Here is a 20,673-nt window from a genome sequence, read left to right as displayed (position 1 = left end):
GAATGGAACTTGTGAATCAACGACTCCGGGGTTCCGGAATGAAACATAGAGAAAGAAGGAATTTTCATGAAAACGGTTCCTGAACGCATTGCGGCCCTGCGCGCCGCGATGAAGAGCGCGGGTGTGGACGGCTATCTGATCCCCTCTTCCGACCCGCATATGAGCGAATACCTGCCCGATTGCTACGGTGCGCGCAGCTGGTTCTCCGGCTTTACCGGCTCCGTCGGCACGCTGGCCGTTACGGCGGAAAAAGCCGCACTGTGGGTGGACGGGCGTTATTTCATCCAGGCAGAGCACCAATTGGCGGGCAGCGGCATCGAATTGATGCGTGTCGCCGTCAAGGGTACGCCGGAAATCCCCGACTGGCTGGCAGAGAACCTGCCGCAGGGCGGCGTGATGGGATTGGACGGCATGATCACCGCCATTTCCACCGTGGAGAAGCTGGAAAAGGAGTTTGCAGAAAAGAAAATCACAATAAAAGACATCGACTTCGTTTCTCCCCTGTGGGAAGGCCGCCCGCCCGTGCCCGCTACCACCGCGTGGCTGCTGGGAACCGAATACGCAGGCAAAACCGCCCATGAAAAACTGGAACAGCTGCGCGACGCGCTGGCGGAGCAGGGAGCGGACGCCACACTGCTCTCCCGTTTGGAAAGCGTCGCCTGGACGCTCAACCTGCGTGCGGACGACATCGCATACAACCCATTCCCCCTCTCCTACTGTCTGGTGCTGCCGGAAAGCGCCACACTGTTCATCAACAAAAAGCGTGTCCCCGCCGAGGTAGAAGCCACACTCAACGCAGAGGGGGTACAGGTTGCACCCTATGAGGATGCCGCCTCCGCAATCGCCTCCGTCCGTACGCCGGTCACCGCCCTATACGAGCCGGAGGGAACCAGCTACACGCTATACCATGCGATGAAGGCCAACGCTTCTATTAAGCTGCAGGCGGGTGAAGAACCGGTCCAGCCGCTGAAGGGCGTTAAAAACGAGGTGGAGATTCAGAACATCAAAAACGCGCACGTGAAGGACGGCGTTGCCATGGTCCGCTTCCAAATGGCTTTGGAAGCGAAAATGGCTTCCGGGGAAACCGTGACCGAATGCGACGTCGCGGACATGCTGACCGGCCTGCGCAAAGCGCAGCCGCTGAACCTGGGCGACAGCTTCGATACCATCGCCGCCTACGGCGCGAACGCCGCCATGATGCACTATCACGCACTGCCGGAAACCTGTGCGAAACTGGAACCGCACGGCTTCCTGCTGGTGGACAGCGGTGCGCAGTTCCGGGACGGCACCACGGACATCACCCGCACCTACACGATGGGCGAGCTGACCGATGAGGAAAAGACCTTCTATACATTGGTTCTCAAAAGCCATATCGACCTGGCGCGCGTTGTCTTCCTGGAGGGCTGCACCGGCGGCAACCTGGATATCATGGCCCGCAGCGCCGTATGGCGCCACGGCATCGACTACCGCTGCGGCACCGGCCACGGCGTCGGCTTCGTCGGCGGCGTGCACGAGGGCCCGCAGAACCTGCGCATTACCAATAACGTGGCGTTTATGCCCGGCATGACAGTGACGGACGAACCCGGCATCTATGAGGAAGGCAAGGTGGGCATCCGCATCGAGAACGAGCTGCTGTGCAAAGAATGGGGCGTCACCGAATACGGGCGCTTCCTCTGCTTTGAGCCGATCACCTACTGTCCCATTGATGTCAAACCGGTGAAGGTCGACCTGTTGGACAACGACGAACTGGACTGGCTCAACGAGTATCACGCGCTGGTTTACAAAACACTGGAAAGCAGCCTGACGCCGGAGGAGCAGGACTGGCTGAAAACCGCCTGCGCGCCGCTCTCCCGTTAAGGCCGCATGAACATCTTCATCGTTATTCTGCTGCTGTTTGCCCTGCTGGGTGCGGTAGACAAGATCATCGGCGGGAAACTGGGCGTCGCGGAGGAATTTGACCGCGGGCTGGCTTCGATGGGGCCGCTCTGTCTCTCCATTAGCGGCGTATATTGTATCGCCGTGACGGCGCTCAGCTCTCACCCGGAAACTATTGCGGGGCTGTCCGCCGTTCTGCCGTTCGACCCTTCCCTGATCGCGGGAGCATTGCTCGCGCCGGACATGGGCGGCTATGCGATTGCCACCCAGTTGGCGGCATCCCAACCGCTGGCGTTGTTCAGCGGCCTGATGGTATCTTCCACGCTGGGCTGTTTGATCAGCTTTGTCCTGCCGATCTCCCTGGGCGGTTTGCCCAGTTATGAAGTCCCCGGTTTTATGCAGGGCGTTTTATGGGGCATCATTGTGCTGCCTGTGGCTTTGGTTGCCGGCGGGCTGCTGTTGGGCCTTCCCCTCCCCGTTCTGGCATCAAATTCCTGGCCCGTCCTGCTGATCTGTGCGGCGCTTTGTCTGGCGCTGCGGCTGGTTCCGCGCGGCTGCATTCGGGTGCTGTCCGGATTGGGACAACTGGTGCGGATCGCGGGTATCCTCCTGTTCTGTTTGGTAACACTGGGCGTTTTTGTCCCTGCCTGGTCGGTTGCGGAAGGCGCGCTCTTCCAGGAGGTGCTGGTCATTGTCTTTAAAATCGCCGTAACATTGTGCGGCTCCACCGTCGCCTGCGGCCTGCTGCTGTCCCACTGCGGCGGCGCAATCGACGCCGTTGCGGAGAAACTGGGCGTCAACCGCTATGCCGCCGTCGGGCTGTTCGTCAGCCTGGCGACGAGCGTCTCCATGATTCCGCTATACAGCCGGATGGATACGCGCGGCAAAATTCTGAATGCAGCCTTTGCGGTGAGCGGGGCGTTTGTCTTCGGCGGACAGCTCGCATTTGTCTCCAGTGTGGAGAGCGGGTCAGTTGGCGCATACATCGTCTGCAAGCTGGCTGGCGGAATCGCTGCCCTGCTTCTCGCGGGCGCTTTTACAAAAAATGCGAAACCGGCCGGGAACGGCATATGAAAAGAATAGGATCCGCACCACACGCGTTTGTCCACCTTTCCAAAAGGTGGCGGTTTCCAAAGGCAGAGGACTTGTAGTCGGCACGCGCCTCCGGCGATAGCCGCTTAGAGCGCCGAGCGAAGCTTTAGCCTCTAACGAGCGCCCCGACCGGAGGTCCTCCTTCCGAGAAGAGCGAGTGGGAACGAGTGATACGGTTCTTTGCGGACCGTTTATGCTACCGGGCAAATTTACAGGGTCGTTGCAAAAGGAACAGTATGTAACAAAAGAAAACACCTTTAAAACTGGTCTTTAAAAGCCATTTTCAAAGGTGTTTTCTGTTTAACTTTTTATAATGAGCTGTTTTGCAACGGCCCCACTGCTTTTTTATATTCTCTTATGAAATCTGCGGATCGGGCTTTTGCGCCTCCTCCTCATAGGTGGTGATGTAACGCCGCACGCGGAACTGGGCGCCTGTCTCTTTGCAGAGCGCCTCGCACGCGTCCAGCTCTTCCCGCGGCGTATCGTTGTCCACCACGGTCATAATGACCTCCGGCACGTACTCGCCCACTTCCTTTGTAAACTTCAGGACGGCGGGCAGCGCGTCCAGACCAAACCGGGAGTGGCAGATTGCGTCATACTTTTCCGGCGAGGAGGCGTTCAAGCTGACAGAAACCGCATCCACCAGCCCATAGAATTCCGGCGCGGTATTCCTGCCATTGATCAAATCGGAAAGCCCGTTCGTGTTGACGCGAATGGGAATGTCGCGCAGGCCGCGGACCTTCCTGCAAATCCACAGCAGGTCGTCCAGACGGCAGGTCGGTTCGCCGTAGCCGCAGAAGACCAGCTCGCGATACCGGCCAAGGTCGTATTCCGCCAGCGCGTTCATGACGTCGGTGCGGTGCGGCTCCTCGTCCAGCCAAAGGTTGTCGCCGGAGCCGACGCTTTTGCTGTGCGTGCGAATGCAGAAATCGCAGACGCACGGACAGCGGTTGGTGATATTCAAGTAGAGCGTATGGCCCAGCACATAGGCAATATTGTTGCTCATCAGCCGTTTTCCTCCAACGGGATGCCGAACAGCCGGGAGGCGTTCCGCATCGAAGCCCTTAATACCTCTTCTGTGGAAATGCCGCGGATTTCCGCCACGCGGGCCGCCGTGTGCGCAATCAGGGCGGAATGGCAGCGCTTGCCCCGGAACGGCACGGGCGCCATGTAGGGCGCGTCCGTCTCCATCAGGATGCGGTCCAGCGGGAGATCTGCCGCCACTTCCACGGGAACGCGCGCGTTTTTAAACGTGACCGCGCCCCCCAGTCCGATATACATGTCCAGCTTGACGATCTCGCGCGCCATCTCCACGCTGCCGGAAAAACAGTGCAGTACGCCGCGCGGCTTATATTTTCGCAGAATGTCCATCGTATCGCCATGCGCGTCGCGGTCGTGAATGACCACGGGCAGGCTGTGGCGCGCCGCAAGTTCCAATTGCGCCTCAAAATATCGAATCTGCTCCTCCCGCGGGGCGTTGTCTTCAAAATGGTAGTCGAGGCCGATCTCGCCGACCGCCACAACCTTTGGTTCCGCCAGCAGGGATTCCACCTTTTCCAGGGAATCCGCCGGCGTATCGCGCACGCATTCCGGATGGATGCCCACCGCGGCATAAATATACGGGTATTTTGCAGCCAGTTCCACCGCGTCATAGCAGCCTTGTAAGTCCGCGCCGACGTTGAGCACCCGGCAGACACCCTGCTCCGGCAATCCGGACAGCAGTTCCGCGCGGTCCTCATTGAAGGCATCGTCGTCATAATGGGCGTGAGAATCAAAAATCAATCGTTCCATGTGACTCCTTTTGTTGTCTATCAATCAGTGGATGCGGGAGCCCGCCGGGATACCGTCCACAAAGAGCACGCGCACGTCGTCCTCCGACGCGTCCGCCGCCAAAATCATCCCCTGGCTTTCCACGCCGCAGAGTTTTGCGGGCTTCAGGTTCGCCACCAGCACGATGCTGTGTCCAACGAGGTCCTCCGGCTTGTACCACTGGGCAATCCCGGACGCCACGATGCGCTCACCCTCGCCGTCGTCCAGCGTGAGCTTTAAAAGCTTTTTCGCGCGCTTAACCGGCTCACAGGCCTTGATCGTCGCCACGCGCAGCTCCACCTTGGCAAAATCGTCGATGCCGATCTGCGCCAAACCCTCAATGTGCGGCTTCTCTTCTTTCTTCTGCTCCATCGGATTGGGGATCAGGTTGTTCAGCTCCTCAATCTCCTTATCAATGTCGATGCGCGGGAAGAGCGTGTCGCCCTTGGTAATGGCAGCATCCGCCGGGAGCAGGCCCCACTGTGCCGCCGCTTCATAAGTGAGGACGTCCGCCTGTGCGCCCAGCTGCCGCTGGATCTTCGGCGCGGTTTCCGGCATAAACGGGGTGATCAGGATGGAAATGATGCGCAGGCATTCGCACAGGTCGTACAGGACCGCCGCCAGACGGGCCTTTTTTGCCTCGTCCTTGCCAAGTGCCCACGGCATGGTCTCATCGATATATTTGTTGGAGCGGGCAATTAACCGCCAGATTTCCGTCAGCGCGTTGGAGAACTGGTAACTGTCAATCGCCGCATCGCATTTGCCGCGCAGCGCACTGGCCATCGCGACCAGCTCGCCGTCCGGGTCGCCCGCCTCGTGCTCCGCCGGGATCGTGCCGCCAAAATACTTCTGCACCATCGCCGTGGTGCGGGAGAGCAGGTTGCCCAGATCGTTCGCCAGGTCGGAATTGATGCGGCTGATCAGTGCTTCGTTGGTGAACACGCCGTCGGAACCGAACGGAATTTCACGCAGCAAGAAATAGCGAATGGCGTCTACGCCGTAGCGGTCGCACAAAATCATCGGGTCCACAACGTTGCCCTTCGACTTGCTCATCTTGGTGCCGTCGCCGAACAGCAGCCAGCCATGGCCGTAAACCTGTTTGGGAAGCGGGAGGTCCAGCGCCATCAGCATGGCGGGCCAGATGATGGTGTGGAAGCGCACAATCTCCTTGCCGACAAAGTGCACATCCGCCGGCCAGTATTTTTGATAGTCGGAGTCGTCGCCGGAGCCGTAGCCCATGGCGGTAATGTAGTTGGTAAGCGCGTCCAACCAGACATAAACGACGTGCTTCGGGTCAAAGTCCACCGGGATGCCCCAGGTAAAGCTGGTGCGGGAAACGCACAGGTCGCCCAGGCCCTGCTTGATGAAATTGATCATTTCGTTTTTACGGCTCTCCGGCTGGATGAATTCCGGATGCTCCTCATAGAGCTTCAGGATGCGGTCCCCGTAGTTGGACAGACGGAAGAAATACGCCTCCTCCTCGGCCCATTTGACCTCGCGCCCACAGTCCGGACATTTGCCGTCCTTGAGCTGGGTTTCCGTCCAGAAGGCCTCACAGGGGGTACAGTACCAGCCCTCGTACTTGCCTTTGTAGATTTCGCCCTTGTCGTAGAGGGCCTTAAAAATTTGCTGCACCGCCCTGACGTGGTATTCGTCCGTAGTGCGGATGAAGCGGTCGTTGCTGATGTTCAACAGCTTCCACAGGTCCTGAAAGCCCGCAACAATCTGATCCACATATTCTTTGGGCGTCACGCCCGCCTCGGCGGCCTTTAATTCAATCTTCTGCCCGTGCTCGTCGGTACCGGTCAGGAACATCACGTCGTAACCCTGCAAACGCTTATAGCGCGCGATTGCATCGCTGGCGACGGTGCAATAGCTGTGGCCGATGTGCGCCTTTCCGGAGGGATAATAGATGGGCGTGGTGATATAAAAGGTTTTCTGATCCATAACTGTTTCGCTCCTACTGTTTCAGTTTACACGTTTCCACAGGGTTCCATCGCGTTTGCAGGGGAAGCGTGCAGAGTTTTATCCTATATAGTATACCCATTTCCTTCCTCTTTTTCAAGAACGTTTGCAGAATGCCGTTTTCTGACAGAATGAGTCAAAAAGCAGGATTTGAGCGCGGTTTCCCCCGCCGGTTCCCCCATTCTACTTTCCGTCGGTTGGCATTTGTGCGAAAAGCTGGTATGCTGGATACAGAAAACCACATATCACACATAAAAACGCGGCAAACGGAGGAGCCTATGGACAATCAAAAATTCGGCGCATTTGTGGCAGAGCTGCGCAGGGAAAAGCACTGGACGCAGGCGGAGCTTGCACAAAAGCTGGACGTGACCGACAAAGCCGTTTCCAAATGGGAGCGCGGCGCCGGTTTTCCCGATATCAAATTGCTGGAACCGCTGGCGGAGGTCCTGGACGTCAGCGTTCTAGAGCTGATGCAGGGAGAACGCAGCACCGTACCGGAGATCCCGCAGGCACAGGCGGCGCGGGCCGTTAAGGATTCCTTCCGCCTTGCGGAGGCGGAGCGTGAAAAATGGAGCCGGAACATTCAAGTGGTCTGCTGGCTGCTGGTACTGATATTGGGACTTTGCTTCATCTGCGGATCCAACGGATTGGGGATCTTTCTGAGCACCTCCCCCATATACAACGACGGCGGCTGGTTCTACGTGGATTCAGATGTGGCGCGCCTGCAACTGCCGATCATCGGCACCGGCTGCATTTTGACGGTCTGTTCCGGATTTTTTCTATTTAAGCTGTTTCGCAAAAGAACATAGGACGCCAGATCAAACAGGCTCCCGGCACGCATACCTGCGCCGGGAGCCTGTTTTTTGTTTTATTCGTTGGAATCCGGCATGCCGTCTTTTCCATACAGGAACTCGCGCAGCAGCGCGCAGTTTTCCGGCAGGTCCGGCACCAGCACCATGCCGCTGCCCTTGATGGTCTGATCCTCATAGGTATCAGGATTCGGCACCGCCATGGTTTCCATTTCAAACCCCATCGCGGCAGGCGCGATGGCCGCCAGCGCAAGCAGGTCGCCATCACCCAGGTTGGTTTCCACATAGGGCAGATAGTCGTAAATCAGTTTGCTGAACTCCACAGGGTTCAGCTCCTTCATGCGGGTAATCATTGCCTCAATCACCTGCCGCTGCCGCCCGGTGCGCCCGAAGTCGCTGTCCGTCGCACGGATACGTGCATAGTAGAGGGCAAGGCGTCCATCCAGATGGTTGACGCCCTCGTGCAGGTTGCTGCCCATATTTCTGTTCTCTTCTTTTGCCACCTTGGCGGACATATCGATATCGATACCGCCCATCTTATCAATGATGGCCTCAAAATTGTCAAAATCGACCAACACATATTTATCAATGTTGACGCGGAAATTGTTTTCAATCGTCTGCATCGTCAGCGCCGGCCCTCCGTGGGCATAAGCGGCGTTCAGCTTCGTCTTGCCGACGGTCGGGATTTCCAGGTAGAGGTCGCGTAAAAAAGACACCAGTCGAATCTTTTTCGTTTCGTTGTCGATGGACACCAGCATCGTGGTATCGGAACGGTGGCTGTTGCCGTCGTCCCCGTTGTCTGCGCCGATCAGCAGAATATTCGTCACGCCGTTCTTGGAGATGACGTCCCAGGAGGGCGCGGCCTCCGGCTGTTCCTCATACTGCGAGGTATCGATTTCAGGGCGGCTCAGGCGGCTCATCATCACGCCGGCATAGGCGGCGGCGCCCAACACCATCACCAGCAGGACACAGACGAACGCCGTCAAAATTCTGACGCCGCCGCGCTTCTTTTTTCCACGCCGGCTTTTTTTCCGTTTTTGCGCGCTCTGCACAGCGGCGCGCTTGTTGCTGCTGCTATAAATATCCCGATCCACATAATTGTAGCGGTCGATTTCCCCCTGATTGACGCGGGGGCGCTTGCTACTGCTGTAAATGTCACGGGACCCACGCGGGGGAACATTCCTGTTGCTCATTTTTTCACTCCTAAGCCATCAAAGAGCTTTTTGATTCTTCCTTATATTCTCACGCTTCAAAGACAATACAACTTAGAACGCAAAAATCTTGCATCTTCTTTTCCGAATAATTTCTATTGTATTGCACAGGCGGGTTTCTGTCAACTTTTATGTAAACCTGAGAACCATAAGAATTAAGAATATTGTAACAATTCCCGGGCATAAAGGTACTATAATAGGAATTCGAAACACACCTATTGAAAAATCAAACAAATTCCATTAAAATAGGCTGGAGGAGTTTACATGCAGACAAAGAAGAAGCGCATGGCCCGTGCGGACCTACGCAAATGGATGGTCCGAATCCTGGCAGCTTTTTGCGCGCTGCTCATTGCCGGTTCCGCTTTGGCTATGGCATTTCTGTAAATAGGGAAAAGAGACTCCGGCACATATGGGTAATTGAAAGGAAGGGTTTTTATGTTTGGTAAGACAAAAAAAGACGTCACATTGTCCATTTTAGGCATGCATTGCGAGCATTGTGCGGCAAATCTGGAGCGGGCGCTCCTGGCAGCCGACGGTGTAAAAAAGGCCAAGGTCAGCTTTGCGAACAAAGCGGCGGAAGTTACCTACGATGAGTCGAAGATTGACCTTTCCGGGATTTCCAATGTGGTCAGCGAGGCTGGCTATCAGTTGGGCGACTGACACGGTATCGCAGAACGGCGGGAGAGCGGAGCTTTAGCTCCACTTCCCGCCGTTTTTTGTTTCTCCGGCCCAATCCTGCCAGAATGCCGCAACCACTGCGGCAAGCAAAGCCAATAGCAGCTGGCTGTCATACAGTGGCGTCAGCCAAAACACCTGGCAGAGCGGCGTGCAGAAAAAGAAAGCCAGCGCAAGAACCGTTATCAGGACCGCCGCCCATGCGCCCGGTCCAGCCGCCCCTCCGGACAGCGCCAGGAACAAAATCGCAAAGCACAACGCTGCAAACCAGGTGCTGAGCGCCGGCAAAAGGCTGCCCGGGTTCTGCCAAAGCACCGCAAGGAAAGAACCGAAGCAGGCCAGCCAGAGTGAAACGCCCTGTAAGGCCCAACGTTTTTTATTTGGCCGCTGCATTCGGGGAGCAGAGGTCAACAGACACGCCGCACCGGCGATACATTCCAGCAGCAGCACATACAAAAGCGGCAGCAGGAACGTGCCGAACAAAGGAAAAAGCACAGCGGAAAGGACCAGCGGAAGGTGGATTGCTCCCAGCAATCCATCCGCTTGCCGGACCGCCCGGCAGGCGCGCCTGCCCTCCTGCACGGCATCCGCAAAGGCAGAAAGCCTTCCGCCCAGCAGCACAATGTCCGCACCGTTCCACAAATCCCCGCTCCCCTGCCCGGCAACCGCTACCCGCAGATCGGCGTTTTTTAACGCGGCGGCGCTGTATCCCACTGCCGCGGGACTCTCTCCGCCCGCCTTCAACGCTTCTATGACCCTTCGCTTTTCGCAAAAGCTGGCACAATAGAACGCGCCGTGCTCCGGTTCTCCGGAGCCTGCCGCCTCCTGCAGATGGATCGTATGAAGCCCCGCCAGCCTGCACGCCGCGAGTTCCTGCTCCGAATGGCCCTGCAGCGGCGCATACGCGATGAGTCCAACCAGGTGCAGCGGAGCCTGCCCGGCATCTTCCTTCCGGTCCGCAGCGGCATAAGCGGCAACCTGCAAACCGCGTTTTTCCAGCTCTGTCTCCCGCTGCCGGACCGCCTGCTGTTCCGTATCCGTCAAAGCGCAATACGGCAGCAGTTCCGCCGCCGTTCCCGTAAATACAACCGTATCATGGCCATTCAGGCGCTTGACCTGCCCGGAAAGCTTACAGCCGTTCGGAAAAAGATAGGAAAACGCCGCTTCTTCTTCCTTTAACAATTCATACAGATTCTGTGTGTCGCCGTCCAGTGCCCACAAGGCACGCACCGCCGTGCGGTCCGCAAAGGGGCAGCCGGTCTGGTCGACGCAAAGCGCGGTAACTTCTCCCAGCTTTTCCACCGCCGCCAGGTTTCTCACAGGCATTTGGTTCTGCCGCAGACGCTCCGCATGGAGGAAAAAAATTGCCGTATGCACCAGAGGCAGCTCCACCGGCAAGGCGGCGAGCGCCGCGGTCAGCCCATACACAACCGAGTTGAGCAAACGGATTTCCGTCCCCGCCAGCTTCCAGAACGCCAGTGCAAAGGCCAGCAGGAACGAAACAGCGGCAATCCCCAGACAAAGGCGCAGCATCGCGCCGTCTTTCTTCTGCATGACAGTGGGAGCCGGCAAGTGCAGGCTTTGCGCATACACCGTCTCCATGCCGGTCTGCTCCACACGCAGCAGGCCGCGTCCCCTCAGGACCTGGCTGCCCGCATAGCAGCAGTCCCCGGACATTTCGTCAGAGGAAACCGTCTTTTTCACATCCGTGTTCTCCCATGGCAGGTTGGATTCGTCTACAGAAAGCCCGTCCGCGCGCAGCAGGATGCCGTCGGCGGGCACAGACATGCCCTCGCAGAGCAGGACCAGATCGCCGGGCACCAGCTCCACTTGCAGTACGCGCTGTTCCTTCCCCTCCCGGATCACAGGAACTGCCGGTGCATGTACGCCGTCCCACAGCGCCGCGGTGCGCGATGCTCTCCACTCCAGAAACGGCGCGGAACAAACATATAAAACCGCGGCGGCAAGCAGGGCCGCTGCTCCGGCAAACCGCTCCAGCAGCAACAGTGCGCATGCCGCTGCAAGCAAAAGCAGAGGGCCGGGCGTCCGGAGCCTGCGCCAGATCCGGTAAAACACCCCGTTTTTATGTACGCGGTCCCAGTCGTTTTTTCCGTGCAGCGTCTGCCGGATGCGGACCTGTTCCGCTGTCAGGCCATATGGCCGGTTTTCCCGGTTTGCCATTGTCGTTCGCCCTCCCTCTTATCGCACGAATTTCTCTCTATATCAGAACAATGCAGTATATGCAGGCGCTTCCTGTCCTGTTCCAAAAGAAAATAAATCCGTATCACAATTGACAAAATGCATGAAAAACCGGTTAAATGAGCGATCTCCCCCCGCGTGATACGCGGGGGGAGATCGCTCTTATCCTGCCAAAATTTTATGCAAACGCACATTGTGATACAGATCCTTTTTCCGTGGGGAATATTTTATTTTAAGCCTGCGCTTGTATTTCAAATTCCTGTACACCGAACGCGCCGGGGGCGATCGCATACTTTTCAAACACCACCACAGGATTGCCCTTCTGACTGATATAGAAATTTGTATTTTCATCCACTGTGGTGAACCCCTGCATGCCGTTGCTTCCATCAAAATACACCAGTTCCGGGTCTGCCGCCAGGCGCTCCTGCATCTGCCTCTTAATCTCGGCGTTTGCAGTCTGCACATAGTCGTCACCCAACAGGTCGCTCAGCGTCAGCTTTCGGCCTTCTTTCAGGTCCAGATTGTAGTAATATTGTACGCCATAGGCGCCGGACCAATCCTCATCCGCAGACAAAACCAGTGAAAGACAATCTTGCGACTCATATTTTACCGAATAATCCACGTTCACCTTGATGTTCTTCTGTGCAAACTCTTCTTCCGTGCCCCCTGTTGCAATAAACGCTTCTTTATACTCCGCAATCCGCTGCTCGGCTTCCTCTTTATAAGCTTCCACAATTCGTTCGATTTCCGCATTGATGTCCCCCACCAATGCGGAGGACTCCCCCTCTTCCGTCTGGATTTGGGGCACGGCAATGTGCATGGATTTGTCATTGTCCTTCCAGCGATATTCCCGGAAGGTGAGCACACGGGAGAGGTCGCCTAAAACCGGCACCTTGCTGACCGCTTCCGCAAACGCCTCGCTGGCATTCAGTCCCGCGGTAAAGCAAAGCAACACCGCGGCAACAGCAGCGACCGCTTTGCGCCACCGCGTCTTCTTGGTTTTCACCGGCAGCGGCGTGATATTCCCCGGCACGCTCCGAATTGCGCCCGCTACCATCATGCCCAGCTCCATTGGGATTTCCATTCTATTGTAGACCCTTTGGGATTGAAGCACCTTCTGTTCCAGATTCATTGTGATACCTCCGTCAGACTTCTCTTCAGTTGTTTCAGGGCGGCGTAAAGCCGGTACTTGACCGTGCTGAGCGACGTGTTGGTCACCTTGGAAATCTCCTGCAGAGAGAGTCCCTCGTAAAAACGAAGCAGAACAACCGTCCGCTTCTCTTCCGGCAATTCTATCACCCGTTCATAAACTTCCAAATCCGATTCCCATTCCGGATCCTGTTGTTCCTGCTGCCTGTCCTGTTTCCATTGCAGCACTTCCGGTTCATACAGGCGTTCCCGCCCGCTTTTGCGCAGATAGGTACAGCATTCATTCACCAGGATTCGATAAAACCAGGTTTTCAGATACGCCTCGTTCCGCAGGTCCTGATAGTGCTGGAGCGCCCGGACAATTGCATTCTGGATTGCATCCAGCGCCCCGTCCTTGCTGTGCATATAACTGAACGCCAGGCGGTAAAATTTTTCCTGGTTTTCTGTGAGGAACGCCACCAGTTCTTCACGCAGTTCCATGTCATCCCTACTCTCATTCCACTTTACCATTTTAGACTGTTGACCTGCGCAGTAAGTCTGACATTTATTGTTCCATCAGTAAAATTGTCAAATTTTCTACCTCTGAAGCTAACAAAAAATCCTTTTCACGCCAAACGGATGGAAAAGCTCTTTGAAAACGCCGTTCTTTCTCTTTTTCACCATAAACAGGACAAATTCATAAAGATTTTATTTTTTCTCCTTTGGCTTCTTCTTTAACTTTAAAAGCACGCCGCGCTCTGCCGCTGCAGCGTTAAACAAACGGACCGCGAGGGCGGATTTTTCCTTAATCTCCATCGCATCCGTCTCCTGCTCCTGTATTTGTTTCATGACAGCCCGCGTATCCCGCAGCGGCAGAAGGTTGACCGCAAGGCAGAAAAAGCTTTTGCGCCTCCCATCGTTGTACTGGGCCAGCAACTGCTCCAGTATCCGCATCTTTTCGCGCAGCTCATCCAGATACGCCTCCAAACCAATTTTCCTGGCCCGTTCAAACTCCCGTTTTTGTGTCTGATGTGTTAAAAAGCTGTCATAATCCGCAAAGTTTCGATATTTATCGCAGGGGTATTGCTCACATTGAAAACAATATTCCATGCCGCCATGCTGCAGGCTGCAAGTGACAATCGCACATTTCTGGTGCCCTTCCCCGCCGCCGCATCCGGGGCAGCCGTTCTTCATATGGTGGATGGGACACAGGCCACAGTTCAGGCCGCAAAGAGCAAAACAGGGATGCTGTCTGTGATAATTTTTCATCTCTTTCTCCTCGTTTCACAAGTGGTTTTGCAACGTCTCTATATCGTCCTGTTTCTACTCTAAAGCCGAACGTTTGCGCTGTCAAGATCAACCATATATTGTCAGCCCCACGCGAAGAACCCCCCGGACTGCCGCATCCGGGGGGTTCTTCATCTATTCATTTTACCAGGAGGCAAACCCTCACGTTTTATACAAATAGTATACTCTTTTTACGCAACCTCTTCCGGTTCGTCATCCTCTTCCTTTTTGGGAATCTGTTTGGGAACCGTCATCCGCATTACCACGACGGTGATATCGTCGTCATGGCCGTCGGACCTTCTGGCGACCGCGCTTGCCACCAGCTCATCCGCCAAATCCTGCGCGTCCTGTCCCTGCCACTGCTCGACCGATTCACAGACCCACTCGTCGCCCGCCGCAAGCGCGCCGTCGCTCATCATGACAAGCAGGTCGCCCTCTTCCAGAATTTCATTGGCTTTGGCAAACCGGGTTTCGTTGAGAATGCCGACCGGCAGGGAGGGCGCATCCACGCGCCTGGCCTGTCCGTTCTTGCGCAGGATCGTGATCGGCGCGCCCGCTTTGCGCACCTCCAGGCTGCCGCTGAACAGGTCGAGGACCGCCATGTCCACAGTCGCCAGGGACTCGTCTCCGCTCTTGACCACCAGTGCGGAGTTGACGATTTTCAGCGAGGTATCAAAGCCAATGCCCGCCTTGATCAGCTGGGAGAGGATGCCGCTCGCCATTGCGCCGTCCACCGCGGCTCTGCCGCCTGAACCCATACCGTCGCTGATGATCGCCACCTGCCGTCCGCAGCCGTCGTTAAACAGCGAATAGCTGTCCCCGCAGAGCTGTCCGTTGCCGCAGACATGCTGGGCACAGCCTGTCTGCACCCGGTATATGGGCCGCTCGCTCATCTGCATGCGGCACTTTCCCTGCGCCGTGCTGATGCAGGGCGTCTCAAACAATTTTCCGCACGCGCGGGAGATTTCCTTCATCAAAGCGCCGCGGTTCATCCGCAGCCGCTCCACCTGCATGGCCTCCACCTCAATGGACATGCGGTTAAACTGGTCCACCCGGCAGCTCACTTCGATCGGCGTAACGCCCGCCGTGCGCAAGACCTCCGCCACTCTCTGGGCCGCGGCAAAGTCAAACCGTTCAAATAGCTCCATTTCGCCCGCCATGTCTTCCAGCATGCGGCTGGTCGTGGTAAATTGGGTTGCCACCATGCCGCGCACCTGCGCCAAACGGCCTTCTACGGCTTCCCGCATACTGAATTCCGCGTAATTTTTGTTGACGCTGTCCACGATTTCTCCCAGGCGGCTGCAATGCGTGGCAAACTGCGGGCAGAAGTCCGTGCGGTCGACCCGGCTGCGTTTGCGCAGCTTTAAAGTCAGGTCGTTAAAGGCGTTCATGCTGTCGCTGTAATTGCGCTCCCAGCAGTACACTTTCAGGCCGCAGCCCATACAGGTTTCATCGATGGCCCGCTTATATACGCCGTTGATGTCCGGCGCACAGGTGGCGCAGAGCTTGCGGCTGACCTCCTCCACGGATTCGGAAACGCCGCTGAGTGCTTTGGCCGCGTAGTCGAGCTTCATAATGACGGAACGGCGCAGGCCATCCGTCCTGGGACGGTCGTCCCCGCTGGAGAGCATGCCCACCAGACGGTTCCCCGCATCCTTGGGTAAAATCATAAAGAGAATCGATGCCGCCATGACCTCATACAGCCCGTTGACCACCGCCGCCTGGTTGCCCACCTGCAGTGAGGCGACACCGTTGGCAATGACAAAAGCAACCGCGGAGGCCAGCCGTCCCACCGGCGAGAACACGCCCGCCATCAGGCCGCCCAGCGCATACGCGCCGGAGAGATAATTCAGTCCGGAGGTAGAAAGGCTGAACAGTGTCCCCACCGCAATGCCGGAGATACCGCCGCCCGCTACGCCGCCGTACTTGGCGGCGAACAGGATGCCCACCACCGCAATGATATGTCCTGCGGAAATTCCGCCCAGTGTCAAATCAGAAAGCGCCAGCAGCAGCACACCCATTGAGAGCAGTGCGCAGGCGACTTCCTGCCCGCTCAGCCCTGAAATCCCGCGCCGGGAACCGAGCGCCGAAACGGCATGTGACATAAAATAGGCCGCACCGCCCGCCAGCAGAGATTCCGCCAGGTACATCGCGGTTGCCATCGAGGTGGATCCGTTGACCACCGCCAGCGCCATGCCGGTACAGAAGGTCGGCAAAAAGGCCGTCAGCGGCGCAAAGACTGGATGCTGCCGGATACGGACCAGATCATTCATGGTCCATCGGATTGCGGCGGCGGCAAGAATGGCCGCCAGATAATGAATGGGAATCCCCACAGAAGAAGGGAGCAGATAACCGATTGCACAACCCAGCACGGTGCTCCACATGCTGTGATACGGCGCAGCCGCCACCGCTGCCACACCGAAAGGTGCGTATTTTCCAAATACGACGCCGCGCGCGCTGAGCAGGCCGATCGCAAAAAAGATCAGCTGCCGCCCCACGGCTTTGGCCGTTGGCAGCAGGACCGCCATCCAGTTTTCCAGTTCCGCCCGCCGGTTGGGCGCGGAGACCGGCGGCTGTCCCCCCGCGCCCTCTGGGACCTGTGCCGCCGCTTTTTCTCTTATCATGGTTACCGCTCTCCTTTTGTCAGGGTCTCCCGCCATACTGCTTGTACATTTTTTCGGGGTCATTGCGAACATTATACAATAAGTATATGGAATGTTTTGTCACAACGTAGTGTAATATTCTGCGCTTTCCCGTCGGAGAGCTGCCTGTATTTCCGTGCTGTATAAGAAAAAATTCAAATCAGTCTTTCTGTCACGCTGTAGCATTTTGTTTTATATTTACAAAGCATGCCGTTAAAAAAGACCGTGAATCTCCTGATTCACGGCCTCTTTCTATACATTCTGTAAATTTCGCCATCATTATACAAATAGCAACTCATACGGGACCTGCAGGATGTTTTGCAATGCTTTAATTTCCTGCGGGTAGATGTGCCGCTGTCCCACTTCAATCTTTGCCAAGGCGCTTCGTGTAATATCGCAGCCTGCGGTTTGCAGCTTTGCAGAAAGCATCTCCTGTGTCCAGCCGCGCTGCTCCCGCAGCTTTCTGATCTGTTCTCCCATCGCCTTTTCATACGAAAAATCCATCGTTATTCCTCCAGAGTCCATTTACCCGCGCAAAATGATGGGTTGATCGTAACGCAGATTTGTTGTATAATTGCACTTAATTAGGTGCAATTATGCATATTAGGAGGAACAAAAAATAATGGAGTATATTTTTTTGCCGCCAGTTATTTCCTGTGCATATGATTTATGTCTATATTGGAAAAACGGTCATTGCAGCTTAAACTCAATTTCAATAGATAATATTGGACTATGCGAATCCTATATTCAGATTTACTTTACGGAAGAAGATTTAGCTCAAAAGCGTATAGAACAATTGGAACAGCTTGAAAAAGACAATTATTTCTAAAACTTACATTGATCGTAATCCTCTGTATCACCCATCCCAGCCTTTACGGAAAAGGGAAATTATGATAAACTTAACAATATATGAAATTGTGAAAGGATCCTGTGTTATGGACTATCGTTTTTCCGATCGCGTGCAGACGCTCAAGCCGTCTGCGATCCGCGAAATCTTCAAGTATGCCGCCGACCCCACCGTGGTTTCCCTCTCCGCCGGCAATCCCGCCCCGGAAGCGTTCCCGGCCAAGGAAATTTCTGAAATTTCCGCCCGCATTCTGCTGGAGCATCCGATTGACGCGCTGCAGTACGGCCTGACAGAGGGCTACGTGCCGCTGCGCCAGCATGTCTCTGCCTATATGAAGGAAAAGCACAACGTGGGCCGCGCGTTTGACGACATCCTCATCACCTCCGGCGCACAGCAGGTCATGGATCTGTTTACGAAGTCTCTATGTAATGAAGGAGACGTCGTCCTGTGTGAAGCGCCGAGCTTTATCGGTTCACTGAATACGTTCCGTTCCTATAACGCCCGCCTGCGCGGCGTCCCGATGGATGCCGACGGCATGAATATGGATGCGCTGGAGCAGGCGCTCAAAGAAGAAAAGAACGCCAAATACATCTATACCATTCCGAATTTCCAGAATCCCTCCGGCATTACCATGAGCCTGGAGAAGCGCAAGCAACTATACGCGCTGGCGAAGCAGTATAACGTCCTGATTCTGGAAGATAACCCGTATGGCGACCTGCGCATTAAAGGCGACTATATTCCGACAATCAAATCCATGGACGAGGACGGCATTGTCGTCTATGCGGGCACCTTCAGTAAGGTGATTTCTCCCGGCATGCGCGTCGGGTATGCGATCGCGCCGAAGGACCTGCTGCAGAAGATGATCGTCTGCAAGCAGGGCGCGGACGTGCACACCTCCATGTGGAGCCAGATTATCTGCGACGAATTCATTACCAAATATGATTTTGAGGCACATCTGGAGCATTTGCGCGAGCTGTACCGTGCAAAATCCGCGCTCGCCCTCCGCAAAATGGACGAATGCCTGGTCCCCAACAAGATTACATACAATCCGTTTGAAGGCGGCCTTTTCATGTGGTGCACCCTGCCGGACGGTGTGGATATGCCCGCGTTCAGCAAGCAGGCGGTCCTGCGCAAGGTCTGCGTCGTGCCGGGCAACGCGTTCCTGACCGACGAAAGTGCGCCCTGCCAGAGCTTCCGCATCAACTATTCCAGCCCGACGGACGAACAGCTCGTCAAGGGCATTGAGATTCTTGGCCAGCTCGCCAAGGATGTGCTGTAAGGAGGGCTTCATGGAACAGAATACCGAACGCAAAAAGGTCATATTCAGCGCGATCCAGCCAAGCGGCACCATTACCCTGGGCAACTATTTGGGCGCACTGAAAAACTGGACGGCGATGCAGGATGAGTTCAACTGCATTTTTGCCCTCGCGGACCTGCATACCATTACCGTGCGGCAGGAACCCGCCAAATTCCGCCACAATATATTGGAGGCCTACGCCCTGCTGCTGGCCTGCGGCGTAGACCTCGACAAGAGCATTTTCTTCATGCAGAGCCATGTCCACACGCATGCGGAGCTGGCCTGGATTTTAAACTGCTACACGCAGTTCGGCGAGTTGTCCCGCATGACGCAGTTTAAGGATAAATCCGCCAAACATGCGGACAACATCAACGCGGGTCTGTTCACCTATCCGGCCCTGATGGCAGCGGATATCCTGCTGTACCAGGCGGACCTGGTGCCCGTGGGGGCGGACCAGAAACAGCATCTGGAGCTGACCCGCAACATTGCGGAGCGCTTCAACGGCCTGTACAGCCCCACCTTTGTGGTGCCGGACCCGTACATTCCAAAGAACGGCGCACGCGTGATGTCTTTGCAGGACCCGTCCCGCAAGATGAGCAAATCCGATGAAAACGCCAACAGCTATGTTGCGCTGCTGGACAAACCGGAGGATATTCTGCGCAAGTTCAAGCGGGCCGTCACGGACAGCGAGGCCAGCGTCCACTACGCGGAAGGCAAAGACGGCGTAAACAACCTGATGGGCATTTACTCCTCCATCACCGGCCGCACCTTTGAGCAGATCGAGCAGGAATTTGCAGGAAAAGGCTACGGCGATTTTAAAACTGCCGTAGGCGAAGCGGTGGTCGAGCACCTTCGTCCCATTCAGGAGCGGTATGCGGACTACATCAAAAACAAGGATTATTTGCAGCAGTGCTACCGCGACAGCGCGGAAAAAGCGCTGGCCATTTCGATCCGTACCCTGCGCAAGGTCATGAAAAAAATCGGTTACGTACAATAAGCAAAAGGGCTCCCCTTTTCAATATGTACGGCATAAAAATGCCCGCGAAATCCAGTTAAATGGATATCGCGGGCATTTTCATATTGTTTTAGGAATGCTCTTCGCGTTTCATTGAATCGCCTTTGCAGCAGTTTTTATGATACAGCCGCCTCCAGTTTGAGGATATGCGCGTTGAGCAGTTCTCGAAACGTATCGTTCCGGGCGACATTCCCCTGCGCGTCCTTGTATTTTACCGGGGTATAGTAACGGTTCTGCCGCTGCCCACGCAAAAAGGTCAGCGCTTCCTCCCTGCGGCCGAGCGATACCATGCTGTCTGCCGCCTTGATGGCAAACATAGCGCGGTACGGCTCCAGCCGGTATGCTTCCAGATAGTGTGAAAGAGAGGCTTCCGCTTTTCCCAGCGCCTGTTCCGCCGCGGCAAGATCCGCCACAACAGACGCGCGGCTCGCCGCCGCACCGTTGACCGGAATCCCATCCTCCCCCACTGTTTTGCGTGGCAGGTCCGTCCAACCGTCCGTTGCCAGATAGGCCGCCGCGCATTTTGCAGCCTGGCTGCTGTATGTTCCGCCCAGCCAGCTGTATGCCTTGGTCGATAAATAGAGCTGCGCCGGCGTTGCGGGCGGACTGCACAATTCTACTATTTTTAAAAGTACGCGCGTCTGATCCCCAAGCTCCTGTGTAAGCTGCCTGGCCCTGCCCTCCAGTTCATACGGGTGCGGGACCGCCCCGCCGATGGTATGAAACAGCGCGGCAGCCAGTTCCGTTTGGTTTTCTTTTTGGTTTGGCATTGCGTTCCCTTCTTCCCTGGGGAGCCGCTGAAATCAGCTGATCCTCAATTTT

Annotated in this window: 18 protein-coding genes; 7 read left to right on the top strand and 11 right to left on the bottom strand. The window is 56.0% G+C overall.

Features of this window, described 5'->3' with window-relative positions:
- Positions 1–66 precede the first annotated feature (66 nt).
- Both BN2106_RS03840 and eutH read left to right on the top strand, forming a co-directional pair.
- The gene (locus BN2106_RS03840) at positions 67–1,857 is read left to right on the top strand and encodes a M24 family metallopeptidase (RefSeq protein ID WP_074017401.1); all 1,791 of its coding nucleotides are present in this window, start codon (positions 67–69) and stop codon (positions 1,855–1,857) included.
- 6 nt (positions 1,858–1,863) lie between these two features.
- Positions 1,864–2,949 carry an ethanolamine utilization protein EutH gene (gene eutH / locus BN2106_RS03835; RefSeq protein WP_050697252.1) on the top strand — a complete coding sequence of 362 codons (1,086 nt, stop codon included), beginning with the start codon at positions 1,864–1,866 and terminating at the stop codon, positions 2,947–2,949.
- A gap of 373 nt (positions 2,950–3,322) precedes the next feature.
- On the opposite strand, the gene BN2106_RS03830 is transcribed toward eutH, so the two are convergent.
- The 3 genes from BN2106_RS03830 to metG are packed head-to-tail and all read right to left on the bottom strand — an operon-like array spanning position 3,323 to position 6,723.
- Positions 3,323–3,973 (bottom strand): TatD family nuclease-associated radical SAM protein, encoded by a 651-nt coding sequence (locus BN2106_RS03830; RefSeq protein WP_050697251.1) that lies wholly within the window; start codon positions 3,971–3,973, stop codon positions 3,323–3,325.
- Complete coding sequence (locus BN2106_RS03825; protein ID WP_050697250.1) at positions 3,973–4,758, bottom strand: TatD family hydrolase; 786 nt, start codon at positions 4,756–4,758, stop codon at positions 3,973–3,975. The genes BN2106_RS03830 and BN2106_RS03825 overlap by 1 nt, the downstream gene beginning before the upstream one ends.
- A gap of 24 nt (positions 4,759–4,782) precedes the next feature.
- A complete protein-coding gene (gene metG, locus BN2106_RS03820; protein ID WP_050697249.1) occupies positions 4,783–6,723 on the bottom strand; it encodes a methionine--tRNA ligase in 1,941 nt (646 codons plus the stop codon).
- A gap of 296 nt (positions 6,724–7,019) precedes the next feature.
- Between metG and BN2106_RS03815 the strand changes: the two genes are divergently transcribed.
- On the top strand, positions 7,020–7,550 hold the full coding sequence (locus BN2106_RS03815; protein ID WP_050697248.1) for a helix-turn-helix domain-containing protein: 531 nt from the start codon (positions 7,020–7,022) through the stop codon (positions 7,548–7,550).
- A gap of 59 nt (positions 7,551–7,609) precedes the next feature.
- Here BN2106_RS03815 and BN2106_RS03810 read toward each other — a convergent pair whose 3' ends face one another.
- Entirely contained in the window at positions 7,610–8,743 is a 1,134-nt protein-coding gene (locus BN2106_RS03810; RefSeq protein WP_050697247.1) for an LCP family protein, read from the bottom strand.
- A 453-nt stretch (positions 8,744–9,196) separates the two neighbouring features.
- Here BN2106_RS03810 and BN2106_RS03805 point away from each other — a divergent pair, with 453 nt between their 5' ends.
- Positions 9,197–9,421, top strand: coding sequence for a heavy-metal-associated domain-containing protein (locus tag BN2106_RS03805; protein ID WP_050697246.1), 225 nt, complete (start codon positions 9,197–9,199; stop codon positions 9,419–9,421).
- 33 nt (positions 9,422–9,454) lie between these two features.
- Here BN2106_RS03805 and BN2106_RS03800 read toward each other — a convergent pair whose 3' ends face one another.
- The 6 genes from BN2106_RS03800 to BN2106_RS03775 form a co-directional block, all read right to left on the bottom strand.
- Positions 9,455–11,617: a P-type ATPase actuator domain-containing protein gene (locus tag BN2106_RS03800; protein WP_050697245.1), complete on the bottom strand. Its 2,163-nt coding sequence runs from the start codon at positions 11,615–11,617 to the stop codon at positions 9,455–9,457.
- A gap of 250 nt (positions 11,618–11,867) precedes the next feature.
- Positions 11,868–12,767, bottom strand: a complete 900-nt coding sequence (locus BN2106_RS03795; RefSeq protein ID WP_074017399.1) for an RsiV family protein — start codon at positions 12,765–12,767, stop codon at positions 11,868–11,870.
- Positions 12,764–13,264, bottom strand: a complete 501-nt coding sequence (locus BN2106_RS03790; RefSeq protein ID WP_050697244.1) for an RNA polymerase sigma factor — start codon at positions 13,262–13,264, stop codon at positions 12,764–12,766. The genes BN2106_RS03795 and BN2106_RS03790 overlap by 4 nt, the downstream gene beginning before the upstream one ends.
- A 207-nt stretch (positions 13,265–13,471) precedes the next feature.
- Positions 13,472–14,032, bottom strand: a complete 561-nt coding sequence (locus BN2106_RS03785) for a DUF3795 domain-containing protein (RefSeq protein ID WP_050697243.1) — start codon at positions 14,030–14,032, stop codon at positions 13,472–13,474.
- Between the two features lie 209 nt (positions 14,033–14,241).
- A complete protein-coding gene (locus tag BN2106_RS03780; RefSeq protein ID WP_082236349.1) occupies positions 14,242–16,674 on the bottom strand; it encodes a SpoIIE family protein phosphatase in 2,433 nt (810 codons plus the stop codon).
- A gap of 297 nt (positions 16,675–16,971) precedes the next feature.
- Positions 16,972–17,196 carry a helix-turn-helix domain-containing protein gene (locus tag BN2106_RS03775; RefSeq protein ID WP_050697242.1) on the bottom strand — a complete coding sequence of 75 codons (225 nt, stop codon included), beginning with the start codon at positions 17,194–17,196 and terminating at the stop codon, positions 16,972–16,974.
- Positions 17,197–17,314: 118 nt separating this feature from the next.
- Here BN2106_RS03775 and BN2106_RS03770 point away from each other — a divergent pair, with 118 nt between their 5' ends.
- The 3 genes from BN2106_RS03770 (at position 17,315) to trpS (ending at position 19,833) form a co-directional block, all read left to right on the top strand.
- A complete protein-coding gene (locus BN2106_RS03770) occupies positions 17,315–17,521 on the top strand; it encodes a DUF1540 domain-containing protein (RefSeq protein ID WP_050697241.1) in 207 nt (68 codons plus the stop codon).
- 106 nt (positions 17,522–17,627) lie between these two features.
- On the top strand, positions 17,628–18,818 hold the full coding sequence (locus tag BN2106_RS03765) for an aminotransferase-like domain-containing protein (protein ID WP_050697240.1): 1,191 nt from the start codon (positions 17,628–17,630) through the stop codon (positions 18,816–18,818).
- Positions 18,819–18,828: 10 nt separating this feature from the next.
- On the top strand, positions 18,829–19,833 hold the full coding sequence (trpS, locus tag BN2106_RS03760) for a tryptophan--tRNA ligase (protein WP_050697239.1): 1,005 nt from the start codon (positions 18,829–18,831) through the stop codon (positions 19,831–19,833).
- Between the two features lie 134 nt (positions 19,834–19,967).
- Here trpS and BN2106_RS03755 read toward each other — a convergent pair whose 3' ends face one another.
- Entirely contained in the window at positions 19,968–20,621 is a 654-nt protein-coding gene (locus tag BN2106_RS03755; protein WP_050697238.1) for a hypothetical protein, read from the bottom strand.
- Between the last annotated feature and the right edge of the window lie 52 nt (positions 20,622–20,673).

The organism is Anaeromassilibacillus senegalensis (genome assembly GCF_001261775.1).
GTDB lineage: Bacteria > Bacillota > Clostridia > Oscillospirales > Acutalibacteraceae > Anaeromassilibacillus > Anaeromassilibacillus senegalensis.
Note: the sequence above shows the minus strand (reverse complement) of the source record. Positions and strands in the feature narration are given on the sequence as shown.

Excerpts from the sequence above, each read along its gene's own strand:
- BN2106_RS03840 (WP_074017401.1), top strand. The coding sequence starts at position 67 with ATGAAAACGGTTCCTGAACGCATTGCGGCCCTGCGCGCCGCGATGAAG.
- eutH (WP_050697252.1), top strand. The coding sequence starts at position 1,864 with ATGAACATCTTCATCGTTATTCTGCTGCTGTTTGCCCTGCTGGGTGCG.
- BN2106_RS03830 (WP_050697251.1), bottom strand. The coding sequence starts at position 3,973 with ATGAGCAACAATATTGCCTATGTGCTGGGCCATACGCTCTACTTGAAT.
- BN2106_RS03825 (WP_050697250.1), bottom strand. The coding sequence starts at position 4,758 with ATGGAACGATTGATTTTTGATTCTCACGCCCATTATGACGACGATGCC.
- metG (WP_050697249.1), bottom strand. The coding sequence starts at position 6,723 with ATGGATCAGAAAACCTTTTATATCACCACGCCCATCTATTATCCCTCC.
- BN2106_RS03815 (WP_050697248.1), top strand. The coding sequence starts at position 7,020 with ATGGACAATCAAAAATTCGGCGCATTTGTGGCAGAGCTGCGCAGGGAA.
- BN2106_RS03810 (WP_050697247.1), bottom strand. The coding sequence starts at position 8,743 with ATGAGCAACAGGAATGTTCCCCCGCGTGGGTCCCGTGACATTTACAGC.
- BN2106_RS03805 (WP_050697246.1), top strand. The coding sequence starts at position 9,197 with ATGTTTGGTAAGACAAAAAAAGACGTCACATTGTCCATTTTAGGCATG.
- BN2106_RS03800 (WP_050697245.1), bottom strand. The coding sequence starts at position 11,617 with ATGGCAAACCGGGAAAACCGGCCATATGGCCTGACAGCGGAACAGGTC.
- BN2106_RS03795 (WP_074017399.1), bottom strand. The coding sequence starts at position 12,767 with ATGAATCTGGAACAGAAGGTGCTTCAATCCCAAAGGGTCTACAATAGA.
- BN2106_RS03790 (WP_050697244.1), bottom strand. The coding sequence starts at position 13,264 with ATGGAACTGCGTGAAGAACTGGTGGCGTTCCTCACAGAAAACCAGGAA.
- BN2106_RS03785 (WP_050697243.1), bottom strand. The coding sequence starts at position 14,032 with ATGAAAAATTATCACAGACAGCATCCCTGTTTTGCTCTTTGCGGCCTG.
- BN2106_RS03780 (WP_082236349.1), bottom strand. The coding sequence starts at position 16,674 with ATGATAAGAGAAAAAGCGGCGGCACAGGTCCCAGAGGGCGCGGGGGGA.
- BN2106_RS03775 (WP_050697242.1), bottom strand. The coding sequence starts at position 17,196 with ATGGATTTTTCGTATGAAAAGGCGATGGGAGAACAGATCAGAAAGCTG.
- BN2106_RS03770 (WP_050697241.1), top strand. The coding sequence starts at position 17,315 with ATGGAGTATATTTTTTTGCCGCCAGTTATTTCCTGTGCATATGATTTA.
- BN2106_RS03765 (WP_050697240.1), top strand. The coding sequence starts at position 17,628 with ATGGACTATCGTTTTTCCGATCGCGTGCAGACGCTCAAGCCGTCTGCG.
- trpS (WP_050697239.1), top strand. The coding sequence starts at position 18,829 with ATGGAACAGAATACCGAACGCAAAAAGGTCATATTCAGCGCGATCCAG.
- BN2106_RS03755 (WP_050697238.1), bottom strand. The coding sequence starts at position 20,621 with ATGCCAAACCAAAAAGAAAACCAAACGGAACTGGCTGCCGCGCTGTTT.